The 25359-nt window shown below is 40.8% G+C and carries 25 protein-coding genes and 2 pseudogenes; 16 read left to right on the top strand and 11 right to left on the bottom strand.

What is annotated here, in order from left to right; genetic code table 11:
* Nucleotides 1-130: 130 nt before the first annotated feature.
* Nucleotides 131-736, bottom strand: a pseudogene (locus tag EAE90_RS12175) (tail fiber protein); the annotation flags it as partial.
* Nucleotides 737-1220: 484 nt separating this feature from the next.
* Complete coding sequence (locus tag EAE90_RS12170; RefSeq protein WP_214053728.1) at nt 1221-2081, bottom strand: MurR/RpiR family transcriptional regulator; 861 nt, start codon at nt 2079-2081, stop codon at nt 1221-1223.
* Nucleotides 2082-2424: 343 nt separating this feature from the next.
* On the opposite strand from EAE90_RS12170, the gene zwf reads away from it, so the two are divergent.
* From zwf to mdtI, 3 genes are all read left to right on the top strand, one after another.
* Nucleotides 2425-3900 (top strand): glucose-6-phosphate dehydrogenase, encoded by a 1476-nt coding sequence (gene zwf / locus EAE90_RS12165; protein ID WP_214053727.1) that lies wholly within the window; start codon nt 2425-2427, stop codon nt 3898-3900.
* A gap of 496 nt (nt 3901-4396) precedes the next feature.
* A complete protein-coding gene (mdtJ, locus tag EAE90_RS12160) occupies nt 4397-4813 on the top strand; it encodes a multidrug/spermidine efflux SMR transporter subunit MdtJ (RefSeq protein ID WP_214053726.1) in 417 nt (138 codons plus the stop codon).
* A gap of 1 nt (nt 4814) precedes the next feature.
* Nucleotides 4815-5147: a multidrug/spermidine efflux SMR transporter subunit MdtI gene (mdtI, locus tag EAE90_RS12155; RefSeq protein WP_281422335.1), complete on the top strand. Its 333-nt coding sequence runs from the start codon at nt 4815-4817 to the stop codon at nt 5145-5147.
* A 274-nt stretch (nt 5148-5421) separates the two neighbouring features.
* Here mdtI and EAE90_RS12150 read toward each other — a convergent pair whose 3' ends face one another.
* On the bottom strand, nt 5422-5658 hold the full coding sequence (locus EAE90_RS12150; RefSeq protein ID WP_214053725.1) for a hypothetical protein: 237 nt from the start codon (nt 5656-5658) through the stop codon (nt 5422-5424).
* 705 nt (nt 5659-6363) lie between these two features.
* A complete protein-coding gene (locus EAE90_RS12145) occupies nt 6364-6708 on the bottom strand; it encodes a RidA family protein (RefSeq protein ID WP_214053724.1) in 345 nt (114 codons plus the stop codon).
* A gap of 100 nt (nt 6709-6808) precedes the next feature.
* Between EAE90_RS12145 and yoaA the strand changes: the two genes are divergently transcribed.
* The 5 genes and pseudogenes from yoaA (at nt 6809) to EAE90_RS12120 (ending at nt 11286) form a co-directional block, all read left to right on the top strand.
* Nucleotides 6809-8731 carry a DNA repair helicase YoaA gene (yoaA, locus tag EAE90_RS12140; protein ID WP_214053723.1) on the top strand — a complete coding sequence of 641 codons (1923 nt, stop codon included), beginning with the start codon at nt 6809-6811 and terminating at the stop codon, nt 8729-8731.
* Between the two features lie 266 nt (nt 8732-8997).
* Nucleotides 8998-9371, top strand: a pseudogene (locus EAE90_RS12135) (type II toxin-antitoxin system RelE/ParE family toxin).
* Nucleotides 9364-9681 (top strand): helix-turn-helix domain-containing protein, encoded by a 318-nt coding sequence (locus EAE90_RS12130; protein ID WP_011146385.1) that lies wholly within the window; start codon nt 9364-9366, stop codon nt 9679-9681. Before EAE90_RS12135 ends, EAE90_RS12130 begins: the two are co-directional and overlap by 8 nt.
* 232 nt (nt 9682-9913) lie before the next feature.
* Nucleotides 9914-10609 carry a tRNA (adenosine(37)-N6)-threonylcarbamoyltransferase complex dimerization subunit type 1 TsaB gene (tsaB, locus tag EAE90_RS12125; protein ID WP_214053722.1) on the top strand — a complete coding sequence of 232 codons (696 nt, stop codon included), beginning with the start codon at nt 9914-9916 and terminating at the stop codon, nt 10607-10609.
* Between the two features lie 95 nt (nt 10610-10704).
* Nucleotides 10705-11286, top strand: a complete 582-nt coding sequence (locus tag EAE90_RS12120; RefSeq protein ID WP_214053721.1) for a Slp family lipoprotein — start codon at nt 10705-10707, stop codon at nt 11284-11286.
* Nucleotides 11287-11362: 76 nt separating this feature from the next.
* On the opposite strand, the gene EAE90_RS12115 is transcribed toward EAE90_RS12120, so the two are convergent.
* Nucleotides 11363-11896, bottom strand: coding sequence for a GNAT family N-acetyltransferase (locus EAE90_RS12115; protein ID WP_214053720.1), 534 nt, complete (start codon nt 11894-11896; stop codon nt 11363-11365).
* A 353-nt stretch (nt 11897-12249) separates the two neighbouring features.
* Here EAE90_RS12115 and fadD point away from each other — a divergent pair, with 353 nt between their 5' ends.
* Nucleotides 12250-13938: a long-chain-fatty-acid--CoA ligase FadD gene (gene fadD, locus EAE90_RS12110; RefSeq protein WP_214053719.1), complete on the top strand. Its 1689-nt coding sequence runs from the start codon at nt 12250-12252 to the stop codon at nt 13936-13938.
* 90 nt (nt 13939-14028) lie between these two features.
* Nucleotides 14029-15156, top strand: a complete 1128-nt coding sequence (gene rnd / locus EAE90_RS12105) for a ribonuclease D (RefSeq protein ID WP_214053718.1) — start codon at nt 14029-14031, stop codon at nt 15154-15156.
* Nucleotides 15157-15417: 261 nt separating this feature from the next.
* Here the strand turns inward: rnd and minE are convergent, their stop codons facing one another.
* Genes minE through minC form a run of 3 tightly spaced genes read right to left on the bottom strand, consistent with a single transcriptional unit; the run spans nt 15418 to nt 17210 of the window.
* Nucleotides 15418-15687 (bottom strand): cell division topological specificity factor MinE, encoded by a 270-nt coding sequence (gene minE, locus EAE90_RS12100; RefSeq protein WP_036775580.1) that lies wholly within the window; start codon nt 15685-15687, stop codon nt 15418-15420.
* A 3-nt stretch (nt 15688-15690) separates the two neighbouring features.
* Nucleotides 15691-16503, bottom strand: coding sequence for a septum site-determining protein MinD (minD, locus tag EAE90_RS12095; RefSeq protein ID WP_036775582.1), 813 nt, complete (start codon nt 16501-16503; stop codon nt 15691-15693).
* Nucleotides 16504-16526: 23 nt separating this feature from the next.
* Nucleotides 16527-17210, bottom strand: a complete 684-nt coding sequence (minC, locus tag EAE90_RS12090; protein ID WP_214053717.1) for a septum site-determining protein MinC — start codon at nt 17208-17210, stop codon at nt 16527-16529.
* Nucleotides 17211-17350: 140 nt separating this feature from the next.
* Here minC and EAE90_RS12085 point away from each other — a divergent pair, with 140 nt between their 5' ends.
* The 4 genes from EAE90_RS12085 (at nt 17351) to EAE90_RS12070 (ending at nt 19828) form a co-directional block, all read left to right on the top strand.
* On the top strand, nt 17351-17623 hold the full coding sequence (locus EAE90_RS12085) for a YcgL domain-containing protein (RefSeq protein ID WP_214053716.1): 273 nt from the start codon (nt 17351-17353) through the stop codon (nt 17621-17623).
* A gap of 264 nt (nt 17624-17887) precedes the next feature.
* Nucleotides 17888-18544: a fumarylacetoacetate hydrolase family protein gene (locus EAE90_RS12080; protein ID WP_214053715.1), complete on the top strand. Its 657-nt coding sequence runs from the start codon at nt 17888-17890 to the stop codon at nt 18542-18544.
* Between the two features lie 24 nt (nt 18545-18568).
* A complete protein-coding gene (locus EAE90_RS12075; RefSeq protein WP_036775592.1) occupies nt 18569-19000 on the top strand; it encodes a YcgN family cysteine cluster protein in 432 nt (143 codons plus the stop codon).
* 186 nt (nt 19001-19186) lie between these two features.
* Nucleotides 19187-19828 carry a hypothetical protein gene (locus tag EAE90_RS12070; protein WP_214053714.1) on the top strand — a complete coding sequence of 214 codons (642 nt, stop codon included), beginning with the start codon at nt 19187-19189 and terminating at the stop codon, nt 19826-19828.
* Nucleotides 19829-19896: 68 nt separating this feature from the next.
* On the opposite strand, the gene EAE90_RS12065 is transcribed toward EAE90_RS12070, so the two are convergent.
* The 3 genes from EAE90_RS12065 to EAE90_RS12055 form a co-directional block, all read right to left on the bottom strand.
* On the bottom strand, nt 19897-20517 hold the full coding sequence (locus EAE90_RS12065; protein WP_214053713.1) for a hypothetical protein: 621 nt from the start codon (nt 20515-20517) through the stop codon (nt 19897-19899).
* Nucleotides 20518-20835: 318 nt separating this feature from the next.
* The gene (hslJ, locus tag EAE90_RS12060; protein WP_214053712.1) at nt 20836-21261 is read right to left on the bottom strand and encodes a heat shock protein HslJ; all 426 of its coding nucleotides are present in this window, start codon (nt 21259-21261) and stop codon (nt 20836-20838) included.
* A gap of 21 nt (nt 21262-21282) precedes the next feature.
* Nucleotides 21283-22287 (bottom strand): 2-hydroxyacid dehydrogenase, encoded by a 1005-nt coding sequence (locus tag EAE90_RS12055; RefSeq protein WP_214053711.1) that lies wholly within the window; start codon nt 22285-22287, stop codon nt 21283-21285.
* Between the two features lie 241 nt (nt 22288-22528).
* On the opposite strand from EAE90_RS12055, the gene EAE90_RS12050 reads away from it, so the two are divergent.
* Together EAE90_RS12050 and EAE90_RS12045 are read left to right on the top strand one after the other, a co-directional pair.
* Nucleotides 22529-25156 carry a YdbH family protein gene (locus tag EAE90_RS12050; protein WP_214053710.1) on the top strand — a complete coding sequence of 876 codons (2628 nt, stop codon included), beginning with the start codon at nt 22529-22531 and terminating at the stop codon, nt 25154-25156.
* Entirely contained in the window at nt 25153-25350 is a 198-nt protein-coding gene (locus tag EAE90_RS12045) for a YnbE family lipoprotein (protein ID WP_214053709.1), read from the top strand. Before EAE90_RS12050 ends, EAE90_RS12045 begins: the two co-directional genes overlap by 4 nt.
* Nucleotides 25351-25359 lie beyond the last annotated feature (9 nt).

Here is a 25359-nt window from a genome sequence, read left to right as displayed (position 1 = left end):
GTGATTAAACAGAATACCAGTATAAAAGACAGTCAGGCGGCTAAACGTCGAAGAGCCATTTGGTCAGGGGAATTCCGTAGTCAACTTATCTTTGATTAAATTAAATACAAAGTGGAATCCCGCCCTGTACTCCATTAGGGTAGGCTTGCGCTAATTTCGGATATTTTGTTTTATCAAAGGAAGCGCCGTTACATTGCGTCCATCCTTCTGGTGGGGTGGTCGTCGGCCAGGGGAGTGGCACCCCTACCGGGATCAATTTTTCAAACAAACTGAGGTTTCTCACAAAAGCATCCTTATCAGGAATGTCTGCGCCGTTTTGGTCTTTTGCCAGCCGGTTATTCGCATTGTGATTGACATCGGAAACAAGTTTCTGCGTTGCAGCAAGGGTATTACTGTTGCCTGTATTGTCTGTGAGTTGAATAACGCCTTGTTGTGTTAATGAGGCACTTGGCACTGTTGTTGTAATTTTTTGTTCTAACGCTCTATTTAATTGAGTAATGAGTTTAGCTATATCACCATCATCCAGAATATCATTGCCAGATTGGGTCGCGATAAAATTAGCGACGACAGAGGATATGGTTGATGATTGACGTAATACTTTGTTTAGCAAATGAATAGTAATCTCACTTGGGGGGAACCCAGTTTTCAAACTTCGGCTTTCTTCATAGGCTTCTTGACTGACTATATTAGCATTATTACCAATAGAAAAAGCTTTAAAATCATTCTTGAGATTCATATATTTTCCTCAGATATAAATAATATGCTTTTATAAACAACATATTGAATTATTAAAAAATTAATTTTAAGCAATATATGTCAATAATATTTTAGCTCGGAAAAAACATAATGAAGCATTCTTATAACTTAGAGGTATAATAGTTTTTGTATAATGGGTGGAAATAAAAAATACGAAACGGTTGAGCAGGTAAATATCTAAATAATTTATATTCAATACTTGAAAGCTATTTTTTATTTCTGATTTCTATTTCTCTATTTATTTCGGTGATTTTTTTATAATAATACTTTCTGATTTAATTTTTACACTTTAAATTGTCATTATTTTATTGAATTAACTAAATAATATAGGATTTTCTCGCCATAATTCTGTAGTTTCTTGTTTATCTCGGCTAGTGCAAATTATTTACTGGTGCTCAATGGGTCATAAACGATCGCTGACTACGCAATAGTTGCGAGTCAGCCTAATAGTGAGAGGACTATTTTCAGGTTGAGGGAAAGTCAATTTTATCAAAGCGTGAATTTCGTAGCGCTTCTTTGACTCTTTTCAGGTTATCTCTGAATTTTGAACCACGGCGCAGGGTAAAACCCGTAGCTAAAACATCAATAACAGTTAATTGAGCGATTCTTGAGACCATTGGCATATAAATATCTGTATCTTCCGGGACGTCCAGAAGAATAGCGAGTGTTGCTTCGTGGGCGAGGGGAGAATCTTGGGAGGTAATTGCGATAACTGTCGCATCATTTTCTCGCGCAAGTTGTGCTGCTTCAACCAAACTTTTAGTCCTGCCGGTATGGGAAATGAGTACGACGACATCACCTTCGGCACTGTTAATACAGCTCATCCGTTGCATCACAATGTCATCAAAATAGATAACGGGGATGTTGAACCGGAAAAATTTATTCATTGCGTCATGGGCGACGGCAGCAGAAGCCCCTAAGCCAAAAAATGAGATTTTCCGGGCTTGAGTCAGTAAATCAACAGCTCGGTTAATGGCTGTGATATCCAAATTGTTTTTGACGGTATCCAGAGTCGCCATTACCGATTCAAATATCTTATTGGTGTAGGCACTAACTGTATCGCTCTCTTCAACGTTGCGATTTACATAAGGCGTACCATTGGCAAGACTTTGGGCTAGATGGAGTTTGAAATCGGGAAAACCTTTAGTATCCAGGCGGCGGCAAAAACGGTTAACCGTAGGTTCACTAACTTCCGCCATTTTTGCCAGCGTTGCGATACTGGCATGAATCGCAGTTTGCGGTGAAGCCAGGATTGTCTGCGCCACTTTTTTTTCTGACTTACTCAAAAATTCGATACTGTTTTGTACCCGTTCCAGTGTATTCATAAAACGCAGTTACCTGTGGTTTTGACGATTTCATTCAGAGAAGAAATCTATATAAATTTTCATGAAAATATACTATTAGCAAATTGAAGCTGGCAGTAGGAAGTCACAATAATTTAATGTTTTTCATAAAAGTATGACAAGTGTCTAACTTTCATATTGGTAATTATCTTTCATAAACGTTGTAAATTTACATAAATTTATCACATCCTTATCAGTAATAAAACATATTGCCAACAAAAGGTCATGGTTATTCGTTATCACTGTTTACGCGCCATAGCCAAAAGAGTACATTATCGGTTAATGCTGTAACAAAATTACAATATCCCGCAACGAGGAGAGACATATGGCGGTTGCTTCTACAGCTCAGGCTTGTGATTTAGTCATTTTTGGCGCTAAAGGGGATTTGGCACGCCGGAAATTGTTGCCTTCCCTTTATCAGCTTGAGAAAGCGGGTTATATCCACCCAGAAACCCGGATTATCGGTGTTGGCCGGGCTGATTGGGATAAAAAAGCTTATACCAAGGTTGTTGAAGAAGCTTTAAATACGTTCTTGCCGGAAAAATTAGATCCAAAGCTATGGAAGACATTGAGTGAGCGTTTGGCGTTTTGCAATCTGGATGTTAATCAAAAGGAAGATTTTGCCAAATTGAAGGCAATTCTTAAGCAGGAACATCAGCCTGCAATCCACTATTTTGCGATGCCGCCAAGCACTTTTGGTTCGGTTTGTCATGGGTTGGGCCTTGCCGGGTTAAATAAGGAGCCAAACCGGGTTGTGATGGAAAAACCTTTAGGCACCGATCTTGAATCATCCAGAACTATTAATGATGAAGTGGCAAAATATTTCAATGAGCGTCAGGTTTATCGTATCGATCATTATCTGGGTAAAGAGACCGTATTGAATCTATTAGCACTGCGGTTTGCTAATTCTCTGTTTGTGAATAACTGGGATCACCGGACAATTGATCATGTACAAATTACGGTAGCTGAAGAGGTCGGTATTGAAGGTCGTTGGGGTTATTTTGACCAAGCCGGGCAAATGCGCGATATGATTCAGAATCACCTGTTGCAAATACTGACCATGATTGCCATGTCTCCTCCGGCAGATCTGACGACCGACCGTATCCGTGATGAAAAAGTAAAAGTATTGCGTTCTCTGCGCCGTATTGATCACACGAATGTGCGGGAGAAAACAGTACGTGGTCAATACACTGCCGGTTTTGTTCAGGGACATAAAGTACCGGGGTATCTGGAAGAAGAAGGGGCGAACCAATCCAGCCGGACGGAAACTTTTGTCTCTATCCGTGTCGATATTGATGATTGGCGTTGGGCCGGGGTGCCTTTCTATCTGAGAACGGGTAAACGCCTGCCAACGAAATGTTCCGAGGTGGTGGTTTATTTCAAAAAACCGGCGCTGAATTTGTTCTCTGAATCTTATCAACAACTACCGCAGAATAAACTGACGATTCGTCTGCAACCGGATGAAGGTATTGATATTGAAGTTTTGAATAAAGCCCCGGGGCTGGAACACAAGCATCGTCTGCAAACGACTAAGTTGGATCTGAGTTTCTCTGAAACGTTTAACCATATTCCATTAGCAGATGCTTATGAGAGATTACTGCTGGAAGCTATGCGAGGTATTCAGGCGCTATTCGTGCGTCGTGATGAGGTGGAAGAGGCTTGGAAATGGGTTGATTCTATTATGAATGCATGGGCAGCGGATAATGATGCGCCTAAGCCTTATCAGGCGGGGACGTGGGGGCCGGTCGCTTCTGTTGCGATGATCACCCGAGATGGCCGTTCATGGAATGAATTTGAGTAATTGACAAACCTTTCTGTTGAGGCTCAAGCCGCTCTGTAAGCGGCTTGGGTTGTTACCAACAAGGTATTAGCTTATATTGATATCAATTCTGTTTTTTGATTCAACTCTGTTTATCAGATGAAAAATAAGCAAAATTGAATGGTTGCTTTCTATTATTTCGTATGGTAGAAGTAATAGGAACATTAACACTATTTATGAGGATTCTTAGTATATCGCGCGGAATATCAGTGCGATGAAGGAATGAGATATCATGAACAGCGCCAAAAGCGTCAAGTTTCAAAGTTCCACCCACGTGCTTTTCCTTTCTGCCATTTTATCCAGTGAGCATTACTGGTGTGGCGCATTATAGCGTCTGACTCCTGTTAACCGGTTCTCAACCGGTGTTTCTATTTCGTCAAAACGTCAGGTTATTATTTCTCATCTCATATATAGGTGGGTTAGATCGATTATTAGCTTGCGTCTTGATGTGCGTATTTACGTGGTCAGGAGAAAGAAAATGATTTATTGGTTATTCCTTGCAATGGCAATTGTCACCGAAGTTATCGGTACCTTATCGATGAAACATGCCAGCGTTTCCGGTGGTGTAGTTGGCATCGCCGTTATGTACATTATGATCGCCACATCCTATATTTTGCTGGCAATGGCGGTGAAAAAAGTTGCATTGGGCGTTGCGTACGCTTTGTGGGAAGGGGTTGGCATCCTATTTATTACTGTTTTTAGTGTCATGTGGTTTGATGAATCACTGTCATTGATGAAAGTAGGTGGTTTGGCTCTGCTGATAACAGGAATTATGTTGATTAAATCCGGTACTAGAAAAGCGGCAGTTAAAAAATCGGCAGAGGTAGTGAAACAGATGGCAAATAAGGCTGTCAGTGTCGCAACAACTAAAAACAGTAAAATAAAGGAGGCGTAACATGTTGCAACAATTTGAATGGTGGCATGCGGCGTTCTTATTCCTTGCTGTCGCGTTGGATATTTTAGCGAATATTTTACTGAAACTTTCTAATGGTTTTAGGCGTCCTTGGATGGGGATTCTCTCGCTTATTGCCGTCCTTGGGGCATTCAGTGCGCTTGCTCAGGCAGTGAAGGGAATTGAGCTGTCCATTGCCTATGCCTTATGGGGCGCTTTCGGTATTATCGCGACGGTTGCTGCTGGCTGGATTATGTTTAATCAGCGTTTGAATTGTAAAGGTTGGGGTGGTATTGCCTTGTTGCTGTTGGGCGTGGTGATGATCAAGATGGCTTAAGCTGTGGAATAACCCAATCTGGGGGGAGTATGATTCATAGAGATTGTTTTAATTTTATTGTCCTTGATGCAGTTTATAACTATTTTTTTCTCTGCTCAGGTATTTTGATTAAATACTGTATAACTCCTCCCGCTTTAATGCTTAAGATCAGGATAAAAAGACATTATTAGCGTTCAGGTTTTTAAGTAACGAATTTTATTGTTTATTTCTTATATTATCTGCTGGCATGCAACTGTTATTGCATAATAACCAGCAGACATGAATAAAACGACTTTTAGCAGGTAAAACATATATCTGGTTTATTACCATCTTTCACACGACAACCAGGACACCAAGACTGAACAATATAGCGGCCATCACCCATATCCCTCATACCAAAGTCTTCATAGTGATAAAAAACATGTTGACCCATTGCGGTGGAACAACATGGGCAACTTTTATAGATCTTGCCTTCTACTTCCGCAACAACGGAATCATGAAGGGAATCATTACAACCTGAACAAACATCCATAGAATGCTCCATACCAAGTGATAAAAGTTATTGAAGATTAGGCCATATTTATATTCACTAAACAGTGGCCAAACACTGATGTGCTTATTAGAAAGTATGGACGACGTATAAGTATAATTCAACATTGTAAAGGTAAATAATGGAAAATCCATTTGGTGAGTTAACTCTATCAGATGAAATTAACGCTGTTTGTAATAAGCAATATTGGAAACTATTTTATTTACATTGATCATCAGAGTATTATCAGCGGCTCAAATATAACATATATTTCTAAAATGAATTATTAAGGGCCATTGCTGAAATAGAATAGGTATTTTGGCCCATAAGATGGGTTTACAATAAATTTATGTACAGGTTCTAAAGTTCTCAAAAAATTATGGATAATGGATTTAAAAATTGTCTATGCCAGAACAACTTTTTATCTATTTCACTTAACTCAGCTTCTTCACAGATATTCTTCCAATTATCTTGGATTATTGATATTTGTCTATTAAAGATTTCTTTTGCTTTTTTCTCTGAGATATTAAAGTTATGTGCGGTTTCTAAACAGGTCTGTAATTGACTTAGATTTTTATTTCCGACTATTAACATTGCTTGAGATGCTTCATTATCCGATCTGCCTTGAGGGTATATTGGGATATTCTGAATAACCTCCATATAATTAAAATATAAATGTAGGCGATAGAGAATATCCCAAAATTAATATTAAATACCTGCGATAACTTTTATCTCGACTTTATATTTGGGGTTCATTAGTTTAGCTTCAACGGTGCAGCGTACTGGCGCATTTCCTGCAACAACCCATGCATCCCAGGCGGCATTCATGCCAGCAAACTCTTTTCCATCAGCCAGAAAAATAGTGGCGTCGATAATTTTGCTTTTATCAGAACCGAGACGCTGTAACATAATATCAATAGCGGCCAGTGTATTCGCTGTTTGCTCAGTAATATCACCATCCAGATTTTCCGGTACGGCGGTGTAGTAAATAGTTTTATTGTAAACTACCGCTTCGGACCAGCGATCTTGAGGATCAATACGTTCAATTGTCATGGATACTCCTTCCTGTGAATGACTATCTGCCTGATTTTGGGTGGTGATCAGAACATACTATTGGCATAATCTCCATCCATTCTATTGAAAGAGACGGTTTGTGTCAGACGATTTTGCGAAAAATGGCGCCCTTGCTAAAGCAATAACAGGTTTTAAACCCCGTGATGCTCAAAGAGAAATGGCAATGGCTATTGAGTGTGCGATTAAAAACCATCAACAATTGGTCGTAGAAGCAGGTACGGGAACAGGTAAGACATTTGCCTATTTAGCACCCGCGTTGCGTTCTGGGCAGAAAGTTATTATTTCCACAGGTTCTAAGGCATTACAGGATCAGCTCTATAATCGTGATTTACCGACAGTCGCTGAAGCAATTAATTTCACCGGTAAATTGGCGTTGTTGAAAGGCCGTGCAAATTATCTGTGCTTGGAACGGTTGGAACAGCACTCTTTTGGGGGCGGACAATTGGAAGCAGAAATTTTGTCAGATATTGTTCGACTAAGAGGTTGGTCTTCACAAACTGAAGAGGGTGATATCAGTACTTGTCACCAAGTGGCGGAAGATAGCCAGGTTTGGCCGTTGGTCACTAGTACGAACGATAACTGCCTGGGTAGTGATTGTCCGCGTTATCAGGAATGCTTTGTTCTCAAAGCTCGCCGTCGGGCAATGGAGGCGGATGTTATTGTTGTTAACCATCATCTGTTTATGGCGGATATGGTAGTGAAAGAAACGGGATTTGGTGAGTTGATCCCGCAAGCAGAAGTCAAAATATTTGATGAGGCACATCAAATCCCTGATATTGCCAGTCAATATTTTGGTCAGCAATTAAGTAGCCGCCAACTGATGGATCTCTCCAGAGACATCACTATGGCATATCGCACGGAAGTCCGGGATCAAGTTCAATTACAAAAGAGCGCAGATCGTCTGAGTCAGAGTACACAAGATTTCCGGCTAGCGTTGGGAGAGAACGGTTATCGGGGTAATTTGCGGGAGTTATTGCAGAATCCGCAAGTGCAGCGGGCATTGGTATTGCTTGATGATGCACTTGAGCTTTGTTATGACGTGATGAAATTATCTTTAGGGCGTTCAGTTATGTTGGACGCGGCATTTGAAAGGGCAACAATTTATCGTAATCGTCTTAAGCGCTTGAAAGAGGTGACTATCCCCGGTTATAGCTATTGGTTTGAAAGTTATGGTCGCCATTTTCTTTTAGCACTCACACCGCTGTCTGTTGCTGATAAATTTAGTGAGATAATTAATGAGCAATCAGGTTGTTGGGTGTTCACCTCAGCGACACTCTCTGTTAACGAGCAACTTTCCCATTTCACTGAACGGCTAGGTTTAAAAGAGGCGAAAACCTTATTACTGCCAAGTCCATTTGATTATCAAAGTCAGACGCTACTTTGTGTTCCCCGTCATCTACCATCACCAAATCAGCCTGGTAGTGCAAAATGGTTGGCAGAGATGCTCAAACCACTCATTGAAGCCAATAAAGGTCGATGTTTCTTTTTATGTACTTCACACCAAATGATGCGCAATCTGGCAGAAGCGTTCCGTGCCAACATGACATTGCCGGTTTTGGTTCAGGGTGAAACCAGTAAAGGTCAGCTACTTTCGCAATTTATTGCTGCCGGCAACGCTTTATTGGTGGCAACCAGCAGTTTTTGGGAAGGTGTCGATGTGCGCGGCGAGGCGCTTTCCTGTGTCATTATCGATAAATTGCCCTTTACGGCGCCGGATGATCCACTGTTAAAATCCCGTATTGAAGATTGCCGACTGAGAGGTGGTGATGCATTTAATGAAGTTCAGTTGCCGGATGCGGTTATTAGTTTAAAACAAGGTGTCGGGCGGCTTATTCGTGATATTGATGATTATGGCGTTGTTGTCATTTGTGATAATCGTTTAGTGATGCGTCCATATGGTGAAGTGTTTTTGAATAGTTTGCCACCTTCACCACGAACCCGAGATTTAACGAAAGCGGTCGCTTTCCTGCAAGCTCGGCAATCTCCTAACATTAAAGATTAAGTTAAGTGTAGAAAATATTATCTGCTAATTGAGCGAACAATTATGAATCTATATAGCAACAGAAACAAATTAAACTAAAGGAGGAAGAGCTAATAGTGCAGATAAGAGTATCGACATCAGAGGTATAACTGTACGCAACACTATGTAAAGTAAATATTTTTATAGGGTATTATTGATAGTTAGATTAATCCCTGTTGTTGTTTTAATCGCCATTTTGTGTCATGCTTTGTGTTATACTTTAATTGATTTAATAGTGGAACTACTTTTTGAAAGTATTTAAAAATGCATGGTTCGAGCGTTTTGCCAGAAAACAGCGTATTCCAGATGAGGTTTTACTTGATGCTATTGAAAGAGCCAATAGAGGTCAGATTGATGCTGATTTGGGCGGTGGTGTAATTAAGCAGCGGGTGGCACGTAAAGGGCAAGGAAAGTCTGGTGGGTTTCGCACAGTGATTTTGTACCAGACCGCAGAGCATGCTTTTTTGTTTACGGGTTTGCTAAAAGTGATAGATCTAATATTGAATATGATGAAGAGATGCAGTTTAAGAAGATGGCGTCCCACGTTTTAGGGTTATCAGATGAACAATTAGCTAGACTAATTGAAAAAGGTCATTTTTCGGAGGTGATTAAATATGGTTAAAAAGTATCGTAGTGATGCGTTTGCTGCAATTCACGAAACGATGGAGGCATTAAGCGAAATAGGGGCTGTCAGTAAGCAAACTATGCGTGAGTTTGATGCTGCCTGTTTGACTCCCATAGAATCACTATCTCCAGAGGAAATACGTTCTCTTCGTGAGCGGGAGCATTTGTCACAGCCTGTTTTTGCCCGATATTTGAATGTGAGCAAAAATCTTATATCAGACTGGGAGCGTGGAGCAAAAAAACCCGGAGGCCCAGCCTTGAGGTTGCTTACGATAGTTAAGAAGAACGGAATTCAGGCTATTGCATGACATAATTAAGGATTGCTCCATAATTATAGCAGCAGATCACGTTGAGAAGCGATGGAGCACAGGTAAACTTATCTCTTTTCTATCTGATAATTCATAAAAACACAGCTATCCCCTGTGTACATATGGCAAAGGGTAATGGCCTTCATATGGCTGCCAACTGGGTAAAATCGACTAGGCTATGATAAAATAGCGCCTTATTTTGGATTATATTTCTTGCCGAGGTGCTTAAGGCATGCCTGTACGAATTCTGGCTATTGATACTGCAACGGAAGCTTGTTCTGTTGCTCTTTGGAATGATGGTGCCGTTTTGGCACAGTTTGAAATTTCTCCACGTGAACACACGCAACGTATTTTACCTATGGTTCAATCTGTTCTGGCAGAAGCAGGGATGAGTTTACAACAGATTGACGCTTTAGCTTTTGGCCGTGGGCCGGGTAGTTTTACCGGTGTACGTATTGGTGTTGGTATTGCTCAGGGCTTGGCTTTGGGGGCTGAACTGCCGGTGATTGGCGTGTCAACACTCAATGCAATGGCGCAAGGTGTTTTTCGTCTGCTAGGTGCAACTCAGGTATTAACCGCCATTGATGCCCGGATGGGCGAGATTTACTGGGGGCAATATATCCGTGATCAGCAAGGTAAATGGCAAGGAAGTGAAACAGAAGCTGTGTTGAAACCGGAACAGGTACAGGCATTCATGGCTTCATTGAGTGGCGATTGGATGGTTGCTGGTACTGGCTGGCAGGCTTATCCTCAGTTGATGGCAAGTCATTTAACGCTAACTGATAGTAGTATCACATTACCTCATGCTGAAGATATGTTACCTATAGCGATACAGATGTGGCAAAACGGTGAGGTGACGACTGTAGAACATGCTGAACCGGTATACTTGCGCAATGAAGTTACTTGGAAAAAATTACCAGGCCGTTAAGTATCTATTGATGAAACTTGTAGTAAAAGAAAGTATCAAATAGACAGAGCTATTTTAAACATGATGATTGGGACAATTTTCAGGAGGAGGTGGTTATGTTAAGAGTAATAAACTACCGGACGAGTGTTAAAGCGCTAATCTTGTTAGGTGCTGTAATGCTTACAGGCTGTATCACTGTTCCTGATTCAGTAAAAGGAACGTCACCGACACCTGTTCAAGATCTGCTTTCTATTAAGAGAACGCCTGAGCTGTTTATCGGTCAAGAAGGGCGATTCGGCGGTAAGGTACTTGGTGTAGTAAATGAAAATCACCGTACTCGTCTGGAAATATCGTCATTGCCATTAGCATCGGATGCCAGTCCGGAGCTACATGAGCCTTCCCTTGGCCGTATCTATGTTTATGTTAATGATTTCCTTGATCCTGACGATTTTAAAGGAAATTACGTCACTGTCGTAGGCCCGATAGTGGGATTGCAAAAGGGAAAAATTGGTTGTGCGGATTACGATTATGTTGTGATTAATGCGATGGGCTATCAACGCTGGAAAGTTGTTCAGCGAGTATTGATGCCTTATGGCCCGGGGCCTTGGAATTATTATGGCTATCCATATTATTCAGGTTGGGGATGGAATTGGTATTACCCCGACCCCGCACCTGTTGAGACTATTTTGACCAGATAGAGTTATATACTTTGTGACATTGTAACTTTATTTCCGGTTTGGGCCGCCGCAATAATATGTGGCGGTAATTTATCTATTATTTCCTGTCTATCTTTGGACTAATCATTAATTTCATTGCAATTCTTGCACCTAAACCCGCAGTCATCTCCTCTGCCAGAATTTTCTGTAGTTCATCAGGAATATCATTCGATTGCAGTATGACGAAACCGAATTTGTCATATAATTTACGGCTTGGCATGAAATCACGAAAAGTTGTGAGATAAAGCGCGGTTTCCTTGCTCTGCTCTAATTGCTCAATGATTGAGCGAAGCAGGGTGCTGGCAATACCTTGACTATTATATTTTGGCAACACATCAATCTCAGCTAGCAGCATCAATTGATTTAAGCGGCGGATTAGCGCAAATCCAACAAGTTTTTGATCACTTTCAGCGACCCAAAGTTGCTGTTTCTGAATACCTGATTTAATTTCATACATGGGTAGAGTTTGGTTACAGAGTGCTTTTGGTAAGAGTTTTTCTGGGAAAAGAGTAGCTGCTTGGCGTTCTATATCGCGGATGATTGCACTATCTTCATAGGTTGCCCTTCTGATTGTAATGTTATTTATAACCATTTTTTATTACCATTTTATTTTTAATAGCGTATTGGAATAGACGAAAGCAATAAATGCTATTTCAAAAATGCTATCTTAAGCAAAAAATAAGTAGGTCAATGTATAACCAATAGCTACTAAGTTAAATATTAACTGTGGCAATAATATACTGATAATTAAAAATAATTTACAGACGACACAATTCTCTTTGCTTTTATGTATAAGGATTAACATGAAATTAGTGATGTGTATCTCAACCTGAACAATGTTTCTTTTTTAAACTGGTACGCTGAGTTAATAATTTGTTAAATCAAGGCGTGCGTTATTTATTAGGCGAGTGATAACATAGCAATTAAAATTTCAGGAGTATTACCTTGGAGAAAGTCTGGCTAAAACACTATCCGGCAGATGTTCCTGCGGAAATTGACCCGGATCGTTATGCATCATTGGTTGAGATGTTTGAAAATGCCGTAGCGCACTATGCAGATCAACCTGCATTTATCAATATGGGTGAGATTATGACCTTCCGTAAGTTGGAAGAGCGTAGTCGGGCATTTGCAGCATATTTGCAAAATGGTTTGGGATTAAGTAAAGGAGATCGCGTTGCGCTGATGATGCCAAACCTGCTGCAATATCCCGTTGCACTGTTTGGTGTTCTGCGTGCAGGTATGATTGTTGTAAATGTAAACCCGCTGTATACGCCACGTGAGCTTGAACATCAGCTTAATGATAGCGGCGCTTCCGCTATTGTGATTGTCTCTAATTTTGCCCATACATTGGAAAAGATCGTTTTTAACACTAAAGTTAAGCATGTTATTTTGACACGTATGGGGGACCAACTATCACGTCCTAAGGGTACATTGGTTGATTTTGCGGTGAAATACATTAAGCGGTTGGTGCCGAAGTATAATTTGCCTGATGCCATTTCATTCCGTTGTGCGATACAGAAGGGGTATCGCATGCAATATGTAAAACCGGAGATTAACGGCAATGATTTGGCCTTTCTGCAATATACCGGCGGCACTACCGGCGTAGCTAAAGGTGCTATGTTGACTCACCGTAATATATTGGCAAATCTTGAACAGGCAAAAGCGGTTTATTCTCCATTATTACGTGCAGGCCAAGAGCTGATTGTTACGGCGTTGCCTCTCTATCACATATTTGCGTTAATGGTGAATTGCTTGTTAATTATTTACTTGGGTGGGTGCAATCTTCTGATCACTAACCCGCGTGATATCACGGGTACAGCTAAAGAATTAGGTCGTTATCCGTTCACTTCTGTCACTGGGGTAAATACATTGTTTAACGCCTGGTTGAATAATGAAGAATTTAAGAAGCTTGATTTTTCTACGCTGCGTCTGGTTGTTGGTGGTGGTATGCCGGTACAGAAAGCGGTTGCTGAGAAATGGGCAAAAGTGACAGGCACCAATCTGCTTGAAGGTTATGGTCTGACGGAATGTTCACCTTTGGTTTCCTGTAATCCTTATAACTCGAAACATTATACTGGCAGTATTGGTTTCCCGGTCTCTTCAACGGAAATCAAACTTGTGGATGATGATGGTAATGAAGTAGAGATGGGCCAGCAGGGGGAATTGTGGATACGTGGTCCACAGGTGATGGTTGGTTATTGGAATCGCCCTGATGCAACAGAAGAAGTGTTGAAAGATGGTTGGGTAGCAACGGGTGATATTGCGAATGTTAATGAACAAGGTTCCATTCATATCGTAGATCGTAAGAAAGATATGATTTTGGTTTCTGGTTTCAATGTGTATCCTAATGAAGTTGAAGATGTTGTATCAGCTCACCCTAAAGTGCTAGAGTCAGCAGCAATAGGTGTATCAAGCGAAAGTTCCGGTGAAACTGTCAAAGTGTTTGTGGTTCGGATAGATCCTAGTTTGACCGAGGATGAGCTTAGAACCCATTGCCGTCGTTATCTAACAGGGTATAAAGTACCGAAGATCATTGAGTTCCGGGATGAATTGCCTAAATCTAATGTAGGTAAAATTCTTCGCAGGGAACTGCGTGATGAAGAGGAAAAGGTCAGGAATGTAGCTATAGCCTGAGATCCTCTTCATAATATTGATAAGCACGACAACGCCGGTATCAGCCGGCGTTGTCGTGCTTATTCCATGAATGGCTAAGAGAACTATGTTTTGAATTATCAGTTGATCACCACAGATGCTCAGTTGCAACAAGTTTGCGAGAGGGCAAAAAAATACTCAAAAGTAGCATTGGATACTGAATTTGTACGCACACGGACGTATTACCCACAATTAGGTTTGATACAACTGTATGATGGCGAACAACTTTCTCTGATTGATCCGCTTAACATTACCAACTGGCAACCTTTTCGCGAGTTAATTACTCATCCTCAAATATTGAAGTTGTTGCATGCTGGTAGTGAAGATTTGGAAGTTTTTCTGAATGCTTTTCAATGCTTGCCGGAACCGATGATTGATACTCAGGTTCTGGCGGCTTTTATTGGCCACCCGCTTTCATGTGGCTTTGCCGCGCTGGTGGCTGAATATATTCATGTCGAGCTGGATAAAAGTGAATCCCGAACTGATTGGCTGGCCCGCCCATTAAGTGAAAAACAGTGCGAATATGCGGCAGCGGATGTTTATTATCTGTTGCCCTTAGCGGATATCCTGATGACTGCAACAGCACAGGCCGGATATATGGAGGCTGCGACGGGTGAGTGTCAGCTTATCAGCCGACGCCGTAAAGAGATATTGGAACCAGAATGTGCTTATAAACAGATAGGCAATATCTGTCAATTACGTCCCCAACAGCTTGCGTGTTTGAAAAAGCTGGCTGCATGGCGTTTGACTCAAGCCAGAGAACGCGATTTAGCCGTGAACTTCGTCATTCGTGAAGAAAACCTGTGGCAGGTAGCACGTTATATGCCAACTTCTTTGGCAGAGTTGGATGCGTTAGGGTTAAGTGGGCAGGAGATCCGTTGTCATGGTCGTCGTCTATTGGCTATGGTCGCTGAAAGTGGAAATATCCCTGAAAGCGAATGCCCGCCGCCAGTGACGAACCTGATTGATCAACCTGGTTATCGTAAAGCGTTTAAGGATATCAAAGCGCTGATCCATCAGGTAAGTGAGCAGCACAAATTTAATTCTGAATTATTGGCATCTCGTCGTCAGATTAATCAATTACTCAGTGTTCATTGGAAATTAAAACAATTAAATGGCAAACCTGAACTGCTTAGTGGATGGCGGGGAGAGTTGTTGGCTGAACCTGTTGCCGAGATTTTGTCGAACTATCCTGATTAATCTATACCCGTTATCTTTTAAGTCGCCTCTTTGTTGGCTGCACTCACCCCGGTAACATAGTTATCTATGCTCCCGGGGATTCGCTCCCTTGCCGTCGCGATGCATCTTGAAATCCATAAGGTATATATCAGAGCATTAGCTTGATGTCAGGCTAAAGCGCGAGAAAGGGGTTCCCGTTAGGGGTACCCCATCTCAGATTGCCATATAATGAGCTTGGTTACTTTGATGGCGGTAATAATAAAACAGCCCTGTCTATCTGTGTTATTTTTGAGCTTCTTCTGTCTCGGGTAATGTTATATTAAGTTCCAGCACGGAAATATCATCACCTTTTTGTTCAAATTGCACAGAGAGCATATCTGGATCTACCTGTATATACTTACAGATTACCGCCAAGATATCTCGTTTCATATCAGGCAGATAAGCAGGTTCAGAATCACCACGGCGACGCTCTGCCACGATGATTTGCAACCGCTCTTTAGCGATATTTGCTGTCGTCTTTTTTCTCGACAGAAAGAAATCTAGCAAGGCCATGTTTTATCCCCCAAATAGGCGTTTTAAGAAGCCCTTTTTCTCTTCTTCAATGAAACGGAAAGGACGTTCTTCTCCTAATAAACGTTCAACAGTATCTGCGTACGCTTTTCCTGCGTCGGATTCTGTATCCAGAATGACTGGCTCCCCTTGGTTAGATGAACGCAGTACAGATTGATCTTCTGGAATAACACCGATTAAAGGAATGCATAAAATTTCCAGAACGTCTTCCATACTTAGCATATCACCACGACTTACACGGCCCGGGTTATAGCGAGTTAATAGCAGGTGTTCTTTAATGGGATCTTCACCCCGTTCAGCTCGCCGAGATTTAGAAGCCAGAATGCCCAAGATACGGTCCGAATCACGTACGGAAGAGACCTCAGGATTGGTTGTGATGATCGCTTCATCAGCAAAATAGAGTGCTATTAACGCACCACTTTCAATCCCTGCCGGGGAATCGCAGATGATGAAATCGAAACCTTGTTTATCCAGATCAGTTAAAACCTTCTCAACGCCTTCAGGGGTGAGAGCGTCTTTATCGCGGGTTTGTGATGCAGGCAAGATATAAAGATTCTCAGTACGTTTGTCTTTAATTAATGCCTGATTAAGCGAGACGTCACCTTGGATAACGTTCACGAAGTCATAAACTACGCGGCGTTCACATCCCATAATCAGATCGAGGTTACGCAGGCCGATATCAAAATCGATAACAACGGTCTTTTTACCTCTTTGAGCAAGGCCGGTAGCAATGGCCGCGCTTGAAGTGGTTTTGCCAACGCCACCTTTACCTGATGTAACAACAATAATGCGTGCCATGAAGTGATTCCTTATTAAAAGGGCTAGATTAAAGGTTCAATAGTTAATTCATTATTTACCAGGCTAAGTTTTGCGGCTTTTCCTGCTAATTCAGTCGGGATTTTATCGCCAAGCCAATATTGCCCTGCGATAGAAACAAGTTCAGCATTTAAATGGGTGCAAAAAACCAGACACGCCTGATCACCGGATGCACCGGCTAATGCCCGACCACGCATCATGCCGTAGATGTGAATATTGCCATCGGCAATCAATTCGGCGCCGGCGCTTACATTACTGGTGACAATAAGATCACTGCCTTGGGCATAAATCCTTTGACCTGAACGAACAGGTAAATTAATTATGCGGGTTTTTTTAATCTCGGGTTCTGCCGGTTTATTTTCCTTTGCCGAGGCTTTTTGTTTTTTGCCTTCACTTAGTAGTGGTAGGGAGGCTTTTATTACCGCTCTGCGTTGTTGCTCATCACGACAACCGCTCATTCCGACAATGCGGAATCCTGCTGAATCAATAGCGTGATGCAGTGCTTTCAGATCAGCGTCTGCCGGCAGAGCGGAGATATTAATGACAACAGGCGCATTTTTCAGGAAATCCGGTGCTTGTTCCACTTTTTCCTGTAGGGCCTGTAGAATGATTTCTGGTTGGTCACTGTGTAAATGAACAACCGAAAGCGTAAAATTACTGCCTTTTAGCTCAATTGGCGACTGTGACATCTATCCTGACTCAGATTCAGCAAATTTGAGATCACCCCAGAACAACCTCTGGGATACGATATTTTGAAATACAATAAACATGTTATAATTACTGAATTATTCAAGCAAGTTGTGACCTGAATTTAAAAGAGTTTATTATAATGATTTGTGTCATCTACAGAAGTCCGAAAAGGGAACAAACATATCTTTATGTTGAAAAAAGAGATAATTTCTCTCGTGTTCCCGAAGAGTTACTGAAAAGTTTTGGTCAGCCTCAATATACAATGACGATCTCTCTGGCAGACAGAAAGAAGCTGGCAGGCGCCGATATAGAAAAGGTCAAAATATCGTTAATTGAGCAGGGTTTTTACCTGCAAATCCCGCCTCCGGTCGAAAACTTAATGAATGTGCATCTGAGCCAGATGGAAAAATAAGAAGAATCCAAGAGCTTGATGAGCAAAATTAATCGTCATTGTGGTTTTATTAACCACCACAATATTCATAGTGAGTTGTGCTTTTAAAGGAAAACAATCAGGTTTGTATCTCAGAGGAAAAATTTCCTTTGAATAGCGGTAGCTTCTTTCCGTTTCCTGTGCTCCTTATTTTGCGATTAGCCTTGGCGTGGTGGCCGATGAGATGTGGCAATAAGTGCTATAATTATGGATGTGTTGCCTAATAAACCAGAGTGAGGAACGAATATGTATCAACACAGAGACTGGCAGGGGGCATTACTGGATCTTCCTGTCAATAAAGTGGTTTGCGTTGGTAGTAATTACGCTAAACATATTAAAGAGATGGGAACTCAGCCTGCGGAAGAGCCGGTTGTTTTTATTAAGCCGGAAACTGCACTGTGTGATATACATCAGCCAATTGCAATTCCAAAAGATTTTGGTGCCGTTCACCATGAAGTTGAATTGGCTGTGCTGATTGGTACGCCGTTGAAACAGGCAAGTGAAGAGCGAGTCAGTGCCGCTATCGCCGGTTTTGCTGTTGCATTGGATCTCACTTTGCGTGATTTGCAATCTAAATTCAAGCAAGCGGGTCAACCGTGGGAAAAAAGCAAGGCGTTTGATGGCTCTTGCCCGATATCTGGGTTTATTCGAATAAGTCATTTTGGTGATCCGCAGAATGTCCAGTTTTCACTGACAGTCAATGATGAGCTACGGCAGAACGGTAATAGCAGTGATATGCTGACAACAATCGTTCCTCTGATCAGCCATATGTCGCACTTTTTCACTTTGCGGCCGGGAGATGTGATTCTCACTGGCACACCGGAAGGTGTTGGAGCATTGGAAACCGGTGATGTGTTAAAGGTTACTCTGAATGATAATTCACTCACTACTAGGGTGATTTGAATAGTATAAGGAATAGTAGAAGTTATGTCTCAGCCTTTCTGGCAGGTAAAAACCCTAGATCAGATGACAGATGAAGAATGGGAGTCATTATGTGATGGTTGTGGGCAGTGTTGCTTACATAAATTGATGGATGATGATACCGATGAAATTTATTTTACTAATGTTGCTTGCAATCAGCTCAATATAAAAACGTGTCAATGCAAAAATTATGAAGAACGTTTCAGATATGAGCCGGATTGTATCAAGTTAACCCGTTATAATTTGCCGACTTTCGAATGGTTGCCAAAGACTTGTGCATATCGTTTGCTTGAAGAAGGGAAGTCATTGTTACCGTGGCATCCTCTGATTAAAGGTTCCAAATCAGCAATGCATAGCGAAAGAATTTCAGTTAGGCATATCGCTGTACGGGAAATTGATGTTGTGGAATGGGAAGATCATATTATTAATAAACCTTGATAATGATTCAACTCACTATAATTTAATAAATATTTTCTGTGTTTCCCAAGTTGGAAGCTTGCTCCGGAGCACGCTTCCAATGGGTATATCCACCAAGAATAAACTAAAGGTTGATTGTATATAATTGCATCTATACTATTACCGTTAGGTAATTGAACCTGTGGTCTATTATAGGAGGCATAAAGTATGCCAATACATGTGGGAAACATAGAAAAGATTACCAATGATTTCATCCAATTGAGCGAGTTAGAGTTCAATCGTGTTCTGTATGATGCTCTTGATTCCTCTGGTACTAATATTGTGCATGATGTGGATGAACTCATTTTTCCGCCAAGTTACCGGTTGATCAGGGTTGATAACCGGTTAGATTTGGATGATATAGATGAGCCTTACTTTGAATTAGCATTACTTAGTGATGAAACAAAAGAGGTGGTTTATTACAACAAAGTGATTGTAATAAGTGACCTGGTGCTTAACTGTCGTCCCGTTTCGCAGATACTTGTGTGGCGAACGAGGAAGCCACAACATAAAGCGGCATTAAGTGATTTGGCCGCTAAAATCTTTTTCCACTATCTGATTAAAACTTATGATGTTGTCGCTTCAAATATAAGTCAAATAATAGAAGGCACCTCTTTTTGGCAAGCCAGAATGTATGAGGCGTTACAATTTGGGTTTTATGTTTACGGCTATGATGTTATGACTTGTGAATTAAAAAATATTTTAGTTGAAGATGATATCAGTAAAGAGCAGAGTTGGTTGTGGGGTAATGCGGAATATTATATGGATAGACTAGCGATTATTTCCAAGATTAAATTGCCTAATAAATAATTAATTTTGCCAGGTTATATCTGAGGTAAATATAATGGTTCGAACTAACTCGAACCATTATTAATTAATTACAAAGCACCGGAAATCCAAACATTAATTTTATCATAAAACGATTTAATTGATTCCCATGCTCTGCTTATCCATTCAGAGAGTTGCCTGGCTGCATCAAGTATAAAATTTGAAAGTCTGCCAAACAGACTGGAGAAGAACGCATTAGTTTTTTCCATAAAACTTTGGATTGTTGCTCTGGCGTTAGGGAATTGCAACCCAAATTGAATAGCTTTATCGTAGCTTGCATCAATTTGCCTGTTATTCTCGTCTTTGGTTCTTTGACGAGATTTATTCATGTTATCGATCCAGTCTTGGTCTGCGTTATCTGGATCAGCGGCAATTGCTTCCTTATATTTCTGTGTGCTATCAGTTACACTTGTCTTGGAAATGTTTGTTGTTGAATTAGCACCAGATTTCACTGAATCTTTCAATTGATTAATAATACCATCTACTTCCTTATTTTCGGTAATGTCTATACTTTCGTATTGTTCACCAAGCATATTTGCGTATGCCTGGAGTTCAGGTGTCGATGGCACAAATTGTTCAATTTTAGAATCATTTAACATACGTTTTGCGTGTTGACGCATTTCGTTCATGAGGTCGATAAATTGAATATCTGTCGATGTAATATTAGACATAAATTATTTCCTTTTATTTAGTTAGTAAATTATCTATTAAATGTAAAAGTGCATAACTATTTATTTAAATTGGAAGAAATAAGTTAAAAATAAATTACATTATCTATATCTATTTATGTCGATTTAGTTCTCCTATAATATTTAAAAGTTTAATGTTAGTGATAAATTTATTGCTTAAATCTTATATCTAAAGGTGCCGAGAAGTATTTTCCGGCACCTAAATAAAACACTTGGACAAACAGAGTTTAATCCTGAGTCCATTCAAGGAATTTCACTCTGCTAAATGTTTAATGCTAACTCTATAAATGAGTTTTTTAATTATTGAACGTAATCTTTCAGTTTATAAACCAATGTATTATCGGTGTGAGATAGTGTCAGTTTTTGGTCTTTCAACTTCACTTTAACGCCATCGGCTAATACTTTACCAATCAGGTAATCCCATTGATTCAACTTATCATCAGCACAAAGCATCTGAGTGCTGGCCAGGTTTTTCACGGTTAGTACACCATTTTTCAGTTTGCCTTGACCCATAAAGAGATTACACATGGAACCAGAAATATGCATTTTTTCACCGAACTCAATAGTTGGTACGCGACCATCTTGATTTTGCGCGTCTTCGCCGTTAACACTCACCAGGACAAATTTGTGATGTTGTAAATCATCAACTGACACGTTCTCCGTCGCTGAAGCTTGGAATGTGGCTAACAATAAAGTTGCTGTTGCCAAAGGTAGTATTTTTTTCATGTTTATCTCCTATATATTATTTTAAGGGCACTTACTGACAATATTCGGGCAAATTTTCCCGTTGAGTAATTGCTGGATATTTCCCAGCGTAATTTCACTGATACTGGTTAAGGCTTCTTCTGTTAGAAATGCCTGATGACCGGTAAACAGCACGTTATGACATGAAGACAAGCGACGAAAAATATCATCCTGAATTACGTCATTAGATTTGTCTTCAAAGAAGAGATCGCGTTCATTCTCGTAAACATCCATACCCAAAGCGCCAATCTTTTGTTGTTTTAATGCATTAATGGCTGCCACGGAATCAATTAGGGCTCCTCGGCTGGTATTGATGATCATTACGCCATTTTTCATTTTGCTGAAAGCAACTTCATTCAGCAGATGATGGTTTTCTGGTGTTAACGGGCAATGAAGGGATATGACATCGGATTGTGCATACAGCGTATCCAGATCGACATATTTAGCACCGAGATCCAAAACAGCTTGATTGGGGTAGGGATCATGAGCTAGCAGACGCATACCAAATCCGTTAAGAATACGTAGGGTAGCAATACCAATCTTACCGGTTCCGATAATTCCTACTGTACGGTTGTGCATATTGAAACCAATTAAGCCTTCAAGAGAGAAATTGGCATCACGGGTACGTTGATAAGCTCGGTGAATACGTCGGTTTAAGCACAACATTAATCCGACGGCATGTTCAGCAACAGCTTCAGGAGAATAGGCTGGAACCCGTACAACCTGAATACCCAATTCTTCTGCCGCATCCAGATCGACATTATTAAAACCTGCACAACGTAATGCGAGGATTTTGATATTCATTTCAGCCAATTCTTCAAGTACTTCACGGTCAGCATTATCGTTGACGAAAATACAAACAGCATCTGCGCCAATAGCGTTTTTGGCAGTTTTTGAACTGAGAGGGAAGTCGAAAAACTCAAAATCATAACCAAATCCGAGCTCTTTATTGACCTGCTCCAGATGTTTATAGTCATACTGTTTGGTACTGTAAACGACTAATTTCATGGGATTATCTCCGCCATAATTTAAGTAGCTAATAAATTGTTTTGGGCTTAAATTATTGCTGACGTAAAGGGTTAAATAAACCAATAAATTAATTAACTCTATAAGTGTATTGCTTGTTGTTCCCCTATATGTTCTACATAATTTTCTTAATAATCAATGTCTTAGTTTAAGGTGTGTCTGCTAAATTATGGAATAACAATAGAAGTAACCGATCTAAGGCTTAATAAGGAGAGGCAAGAAGTTGATAGCCAAAGGGTTAAAAATATTCATTACCATACTAATGTTGTTGGTATTGCTGATAGTGGCGGGATGGTTTTCTATTCCTCATTGGTTATCTAAAGTCACCGGTCACTGGTTATCTCCAGGTATGACGGTTTCATTGGAACAACCAGAATGGAAAAACGGGGCTTTGCAGCTAGCTGATATTTCATTGCAGGTGAAGGATTGCAGGCTTATTCATGTATCGCGATTATCTGTTAGCTATCCATATTCAGAGATAGAGAACAGTTATCATTGGCAATTAAATGCCGCAGATATTAAGGGAGATATCAATTGCTTAAATCAGTTGCCCAAATCTACGCAGGGCCTTGCTCCATTGTCTGTTGCTAATATTTTAGCGCTTATTCCACAAGGAAGTTTGTCCGTGGAAAATCTTTCTTTTTATCCCTGGCAAGATCTTGCCGGAAAACTAAAATTCAATTCCTCTCCTCTGGGGCAAAAACTGAGTTATCAGGGAAAGAATGTTAAATTATCAGCGCATATTTATGGTAAAGAATCGCTAATTATTGACCAACTGGCAATTAAATTACCAGAACAGGAAATCAGCCTTAATGGTGAAATGACTTTACCACTTAATGTGAACAAACTACCTCCTAATGGTGAAGTAAACGGTAAAATTATTGCCGGGCAATATGCCCGTCCGATAAATATCAAGTTAGGTTGGCAAGAGAAATCCGGCAAACTTATTATCAGAGAAGAGGGGACAACAGTACCTTTGGCCGAATTACCCTGGCGGTTTAACCAAGACCAGTTTGATATTACTGATGGTAAATGGCAGTGGATGAGTGCGGAACAACCTCTTATGGGTGGAGTGAATATTAAGATTGCTCATTGGCAACAAGGATTAGATAACCTGCTAATTAGTGGGCGTATAAATTTGGTCACGCAGGGCAAACGTGGTAAAGCGAATATTGTGTTAACGATAAAACCGGGTCGGATAAGCTCGTTAGATACGCAACTTCCTTTTCAATTAACCGGTCAGATTAATGTTCAGGATATGATGATGGCTATGTCATTGCCTGCGGTAATTAATGGTCCCCTGGTTAATCCGAAAATGACTTTCCAGTCAGGTTCGTTGTTTCGGGCTTGGGGGCGTTTGTCTGACGAGTTGATTATTAAAGATGCCCGATCACCGTTAGCGGGAACTTACCTGACACGTGAAGGTTTTACTGGTCGGTTACAGGCAATTGTTAATGCACAACACCGTGACTGGGGAAAATTCCGTTTGCATCTTGATGGTCATGCCGAGAATTTTACGCCGGATAGAGGCTATTGGCGTTGGAACTATTGGGGGGATGGCGATTTGCCGCTACTACAGGCCAAATGGGATATCGCTGGAAAAGGGCGCTGGCGTGACACATTGATTAGCGTCAACAAAATGGCTACCGGCTTTAATGTTATTAAACACGGCATGATCCGGGTGGATATGCCGCGTCTACAGTTAACAAAACCATTGGAGTGGCAACGTTCAGAGAAATCTCCCACCTTTAAGGGGGAGTTACGACTGGTAACGAAGAAAATATCGTTCCGGTCCGGTGGTTTCTTGCCCCCCACTGAACTGACAGCCAAATTGACAGGGGAAAGCCCGAACAACTTTATGGTTAATGGTGATCTTTCATCAAGAAATATTGGCCCGATTCCTTTTTACAGTCGTTGGGATGGAACAAGATTACGTGGTGAAGCGCGTTGGCCTACTCAATCCTTACTCGCATTTCAGCCGTTGATACCTAAAGATTTAGGGATAAACTTGCGCTCAGGTGATCTTTATGCACAGGCCGCTTTTTCTGCCACACAAGGGCAAGGTTTTGTCGTGGGAGGGCACTGGGTAGTAAAAAATGGCAGCATGTGGCTTAAAGATGGTGAAATCAATGGCCTTGATTTTGTCTTACCGTGGCGGCTGAGAGATAGTACCTGGCAATTTGGTGTTAAATCGCCGGTTCAGCTACGAATGAAAACAATTAATAATCTGTTTGTAATGCATAATCTGACGGCGGATTTACAGGGGTTTTATCCGCCATCGGAACAAAAACCGCTGGAATTGACTAATGTGAATGTAGGTGTGTTGGATGGGTGTATTAACCTGGATAAATTAAGATTTCCTCAGCATCATCCTGCTATTTTGACGCTTGATAAATTGGAGTTAAGCCGCCTTTTTACTGTGTTGAAAGTTAAACAATTTGCGATGTCCGGCAAAATCAGCGGAAGATTGCCGTTGTTTATTAACAATGAACGCTGGATAGTTCAGCAAGGTCGGATTGCTAATATCGACCATATGACCTTACGTCTGGATAAAGACACGATAGACTCCATTAATAAAGATAATATTTCCGCTGGCGCCGCTATGGATTGGTTACGCTATTTAGAAATCAGCCGCTTACGGGCGCAAGTGAGTCTTGATAATTTAGGGGTTTTGACACTTAATGCTGAAATTCAGGGTGTTAATTCATTAAGAGATAAGAAACGGCAAGTCAAGCTGAATTACCATCATGAAGAGAATATCTTTCACTTATGGCGCAGCTTACGGTTTGGCAACAATCTTGAAGATTGGTTACAGCAAAATATATCTATATTGAATAGGAGTGATAAATGACAAAACAAACCAGAGTGAAGCTGTTCTTACTATCAATAGGGCCTTTAATGCTGTCAGGTTGTATACGCCTTGAAGTGGCAACACCTGAGAAGCCCATTAATATTAATATGAATGTCAAAATTGAGCATGAAATTCAGATAAAAGTGGACAGGCAAGTTGAAGAGATGCTCAAGAATAACACGGGCTTATTCTAGGGGGGTTGG

The sequence above is a fragment of the Photorhabdus caribbeanensis genome (genome assembly GCF_018448885.1).
GTDB classification, from domain to species: domain Bacteria; phylum Pseudomonadota; class Gammaproteobacteria; order Enterobacterales; family Enterobacteriaceae; genus Photorhabdus; species Photorhabdus caribbeanensis.
Note: the sequence above shows the minus strand (reverse complement) of the source record. Positions and strands in the feature narration are given on the sequence as shown.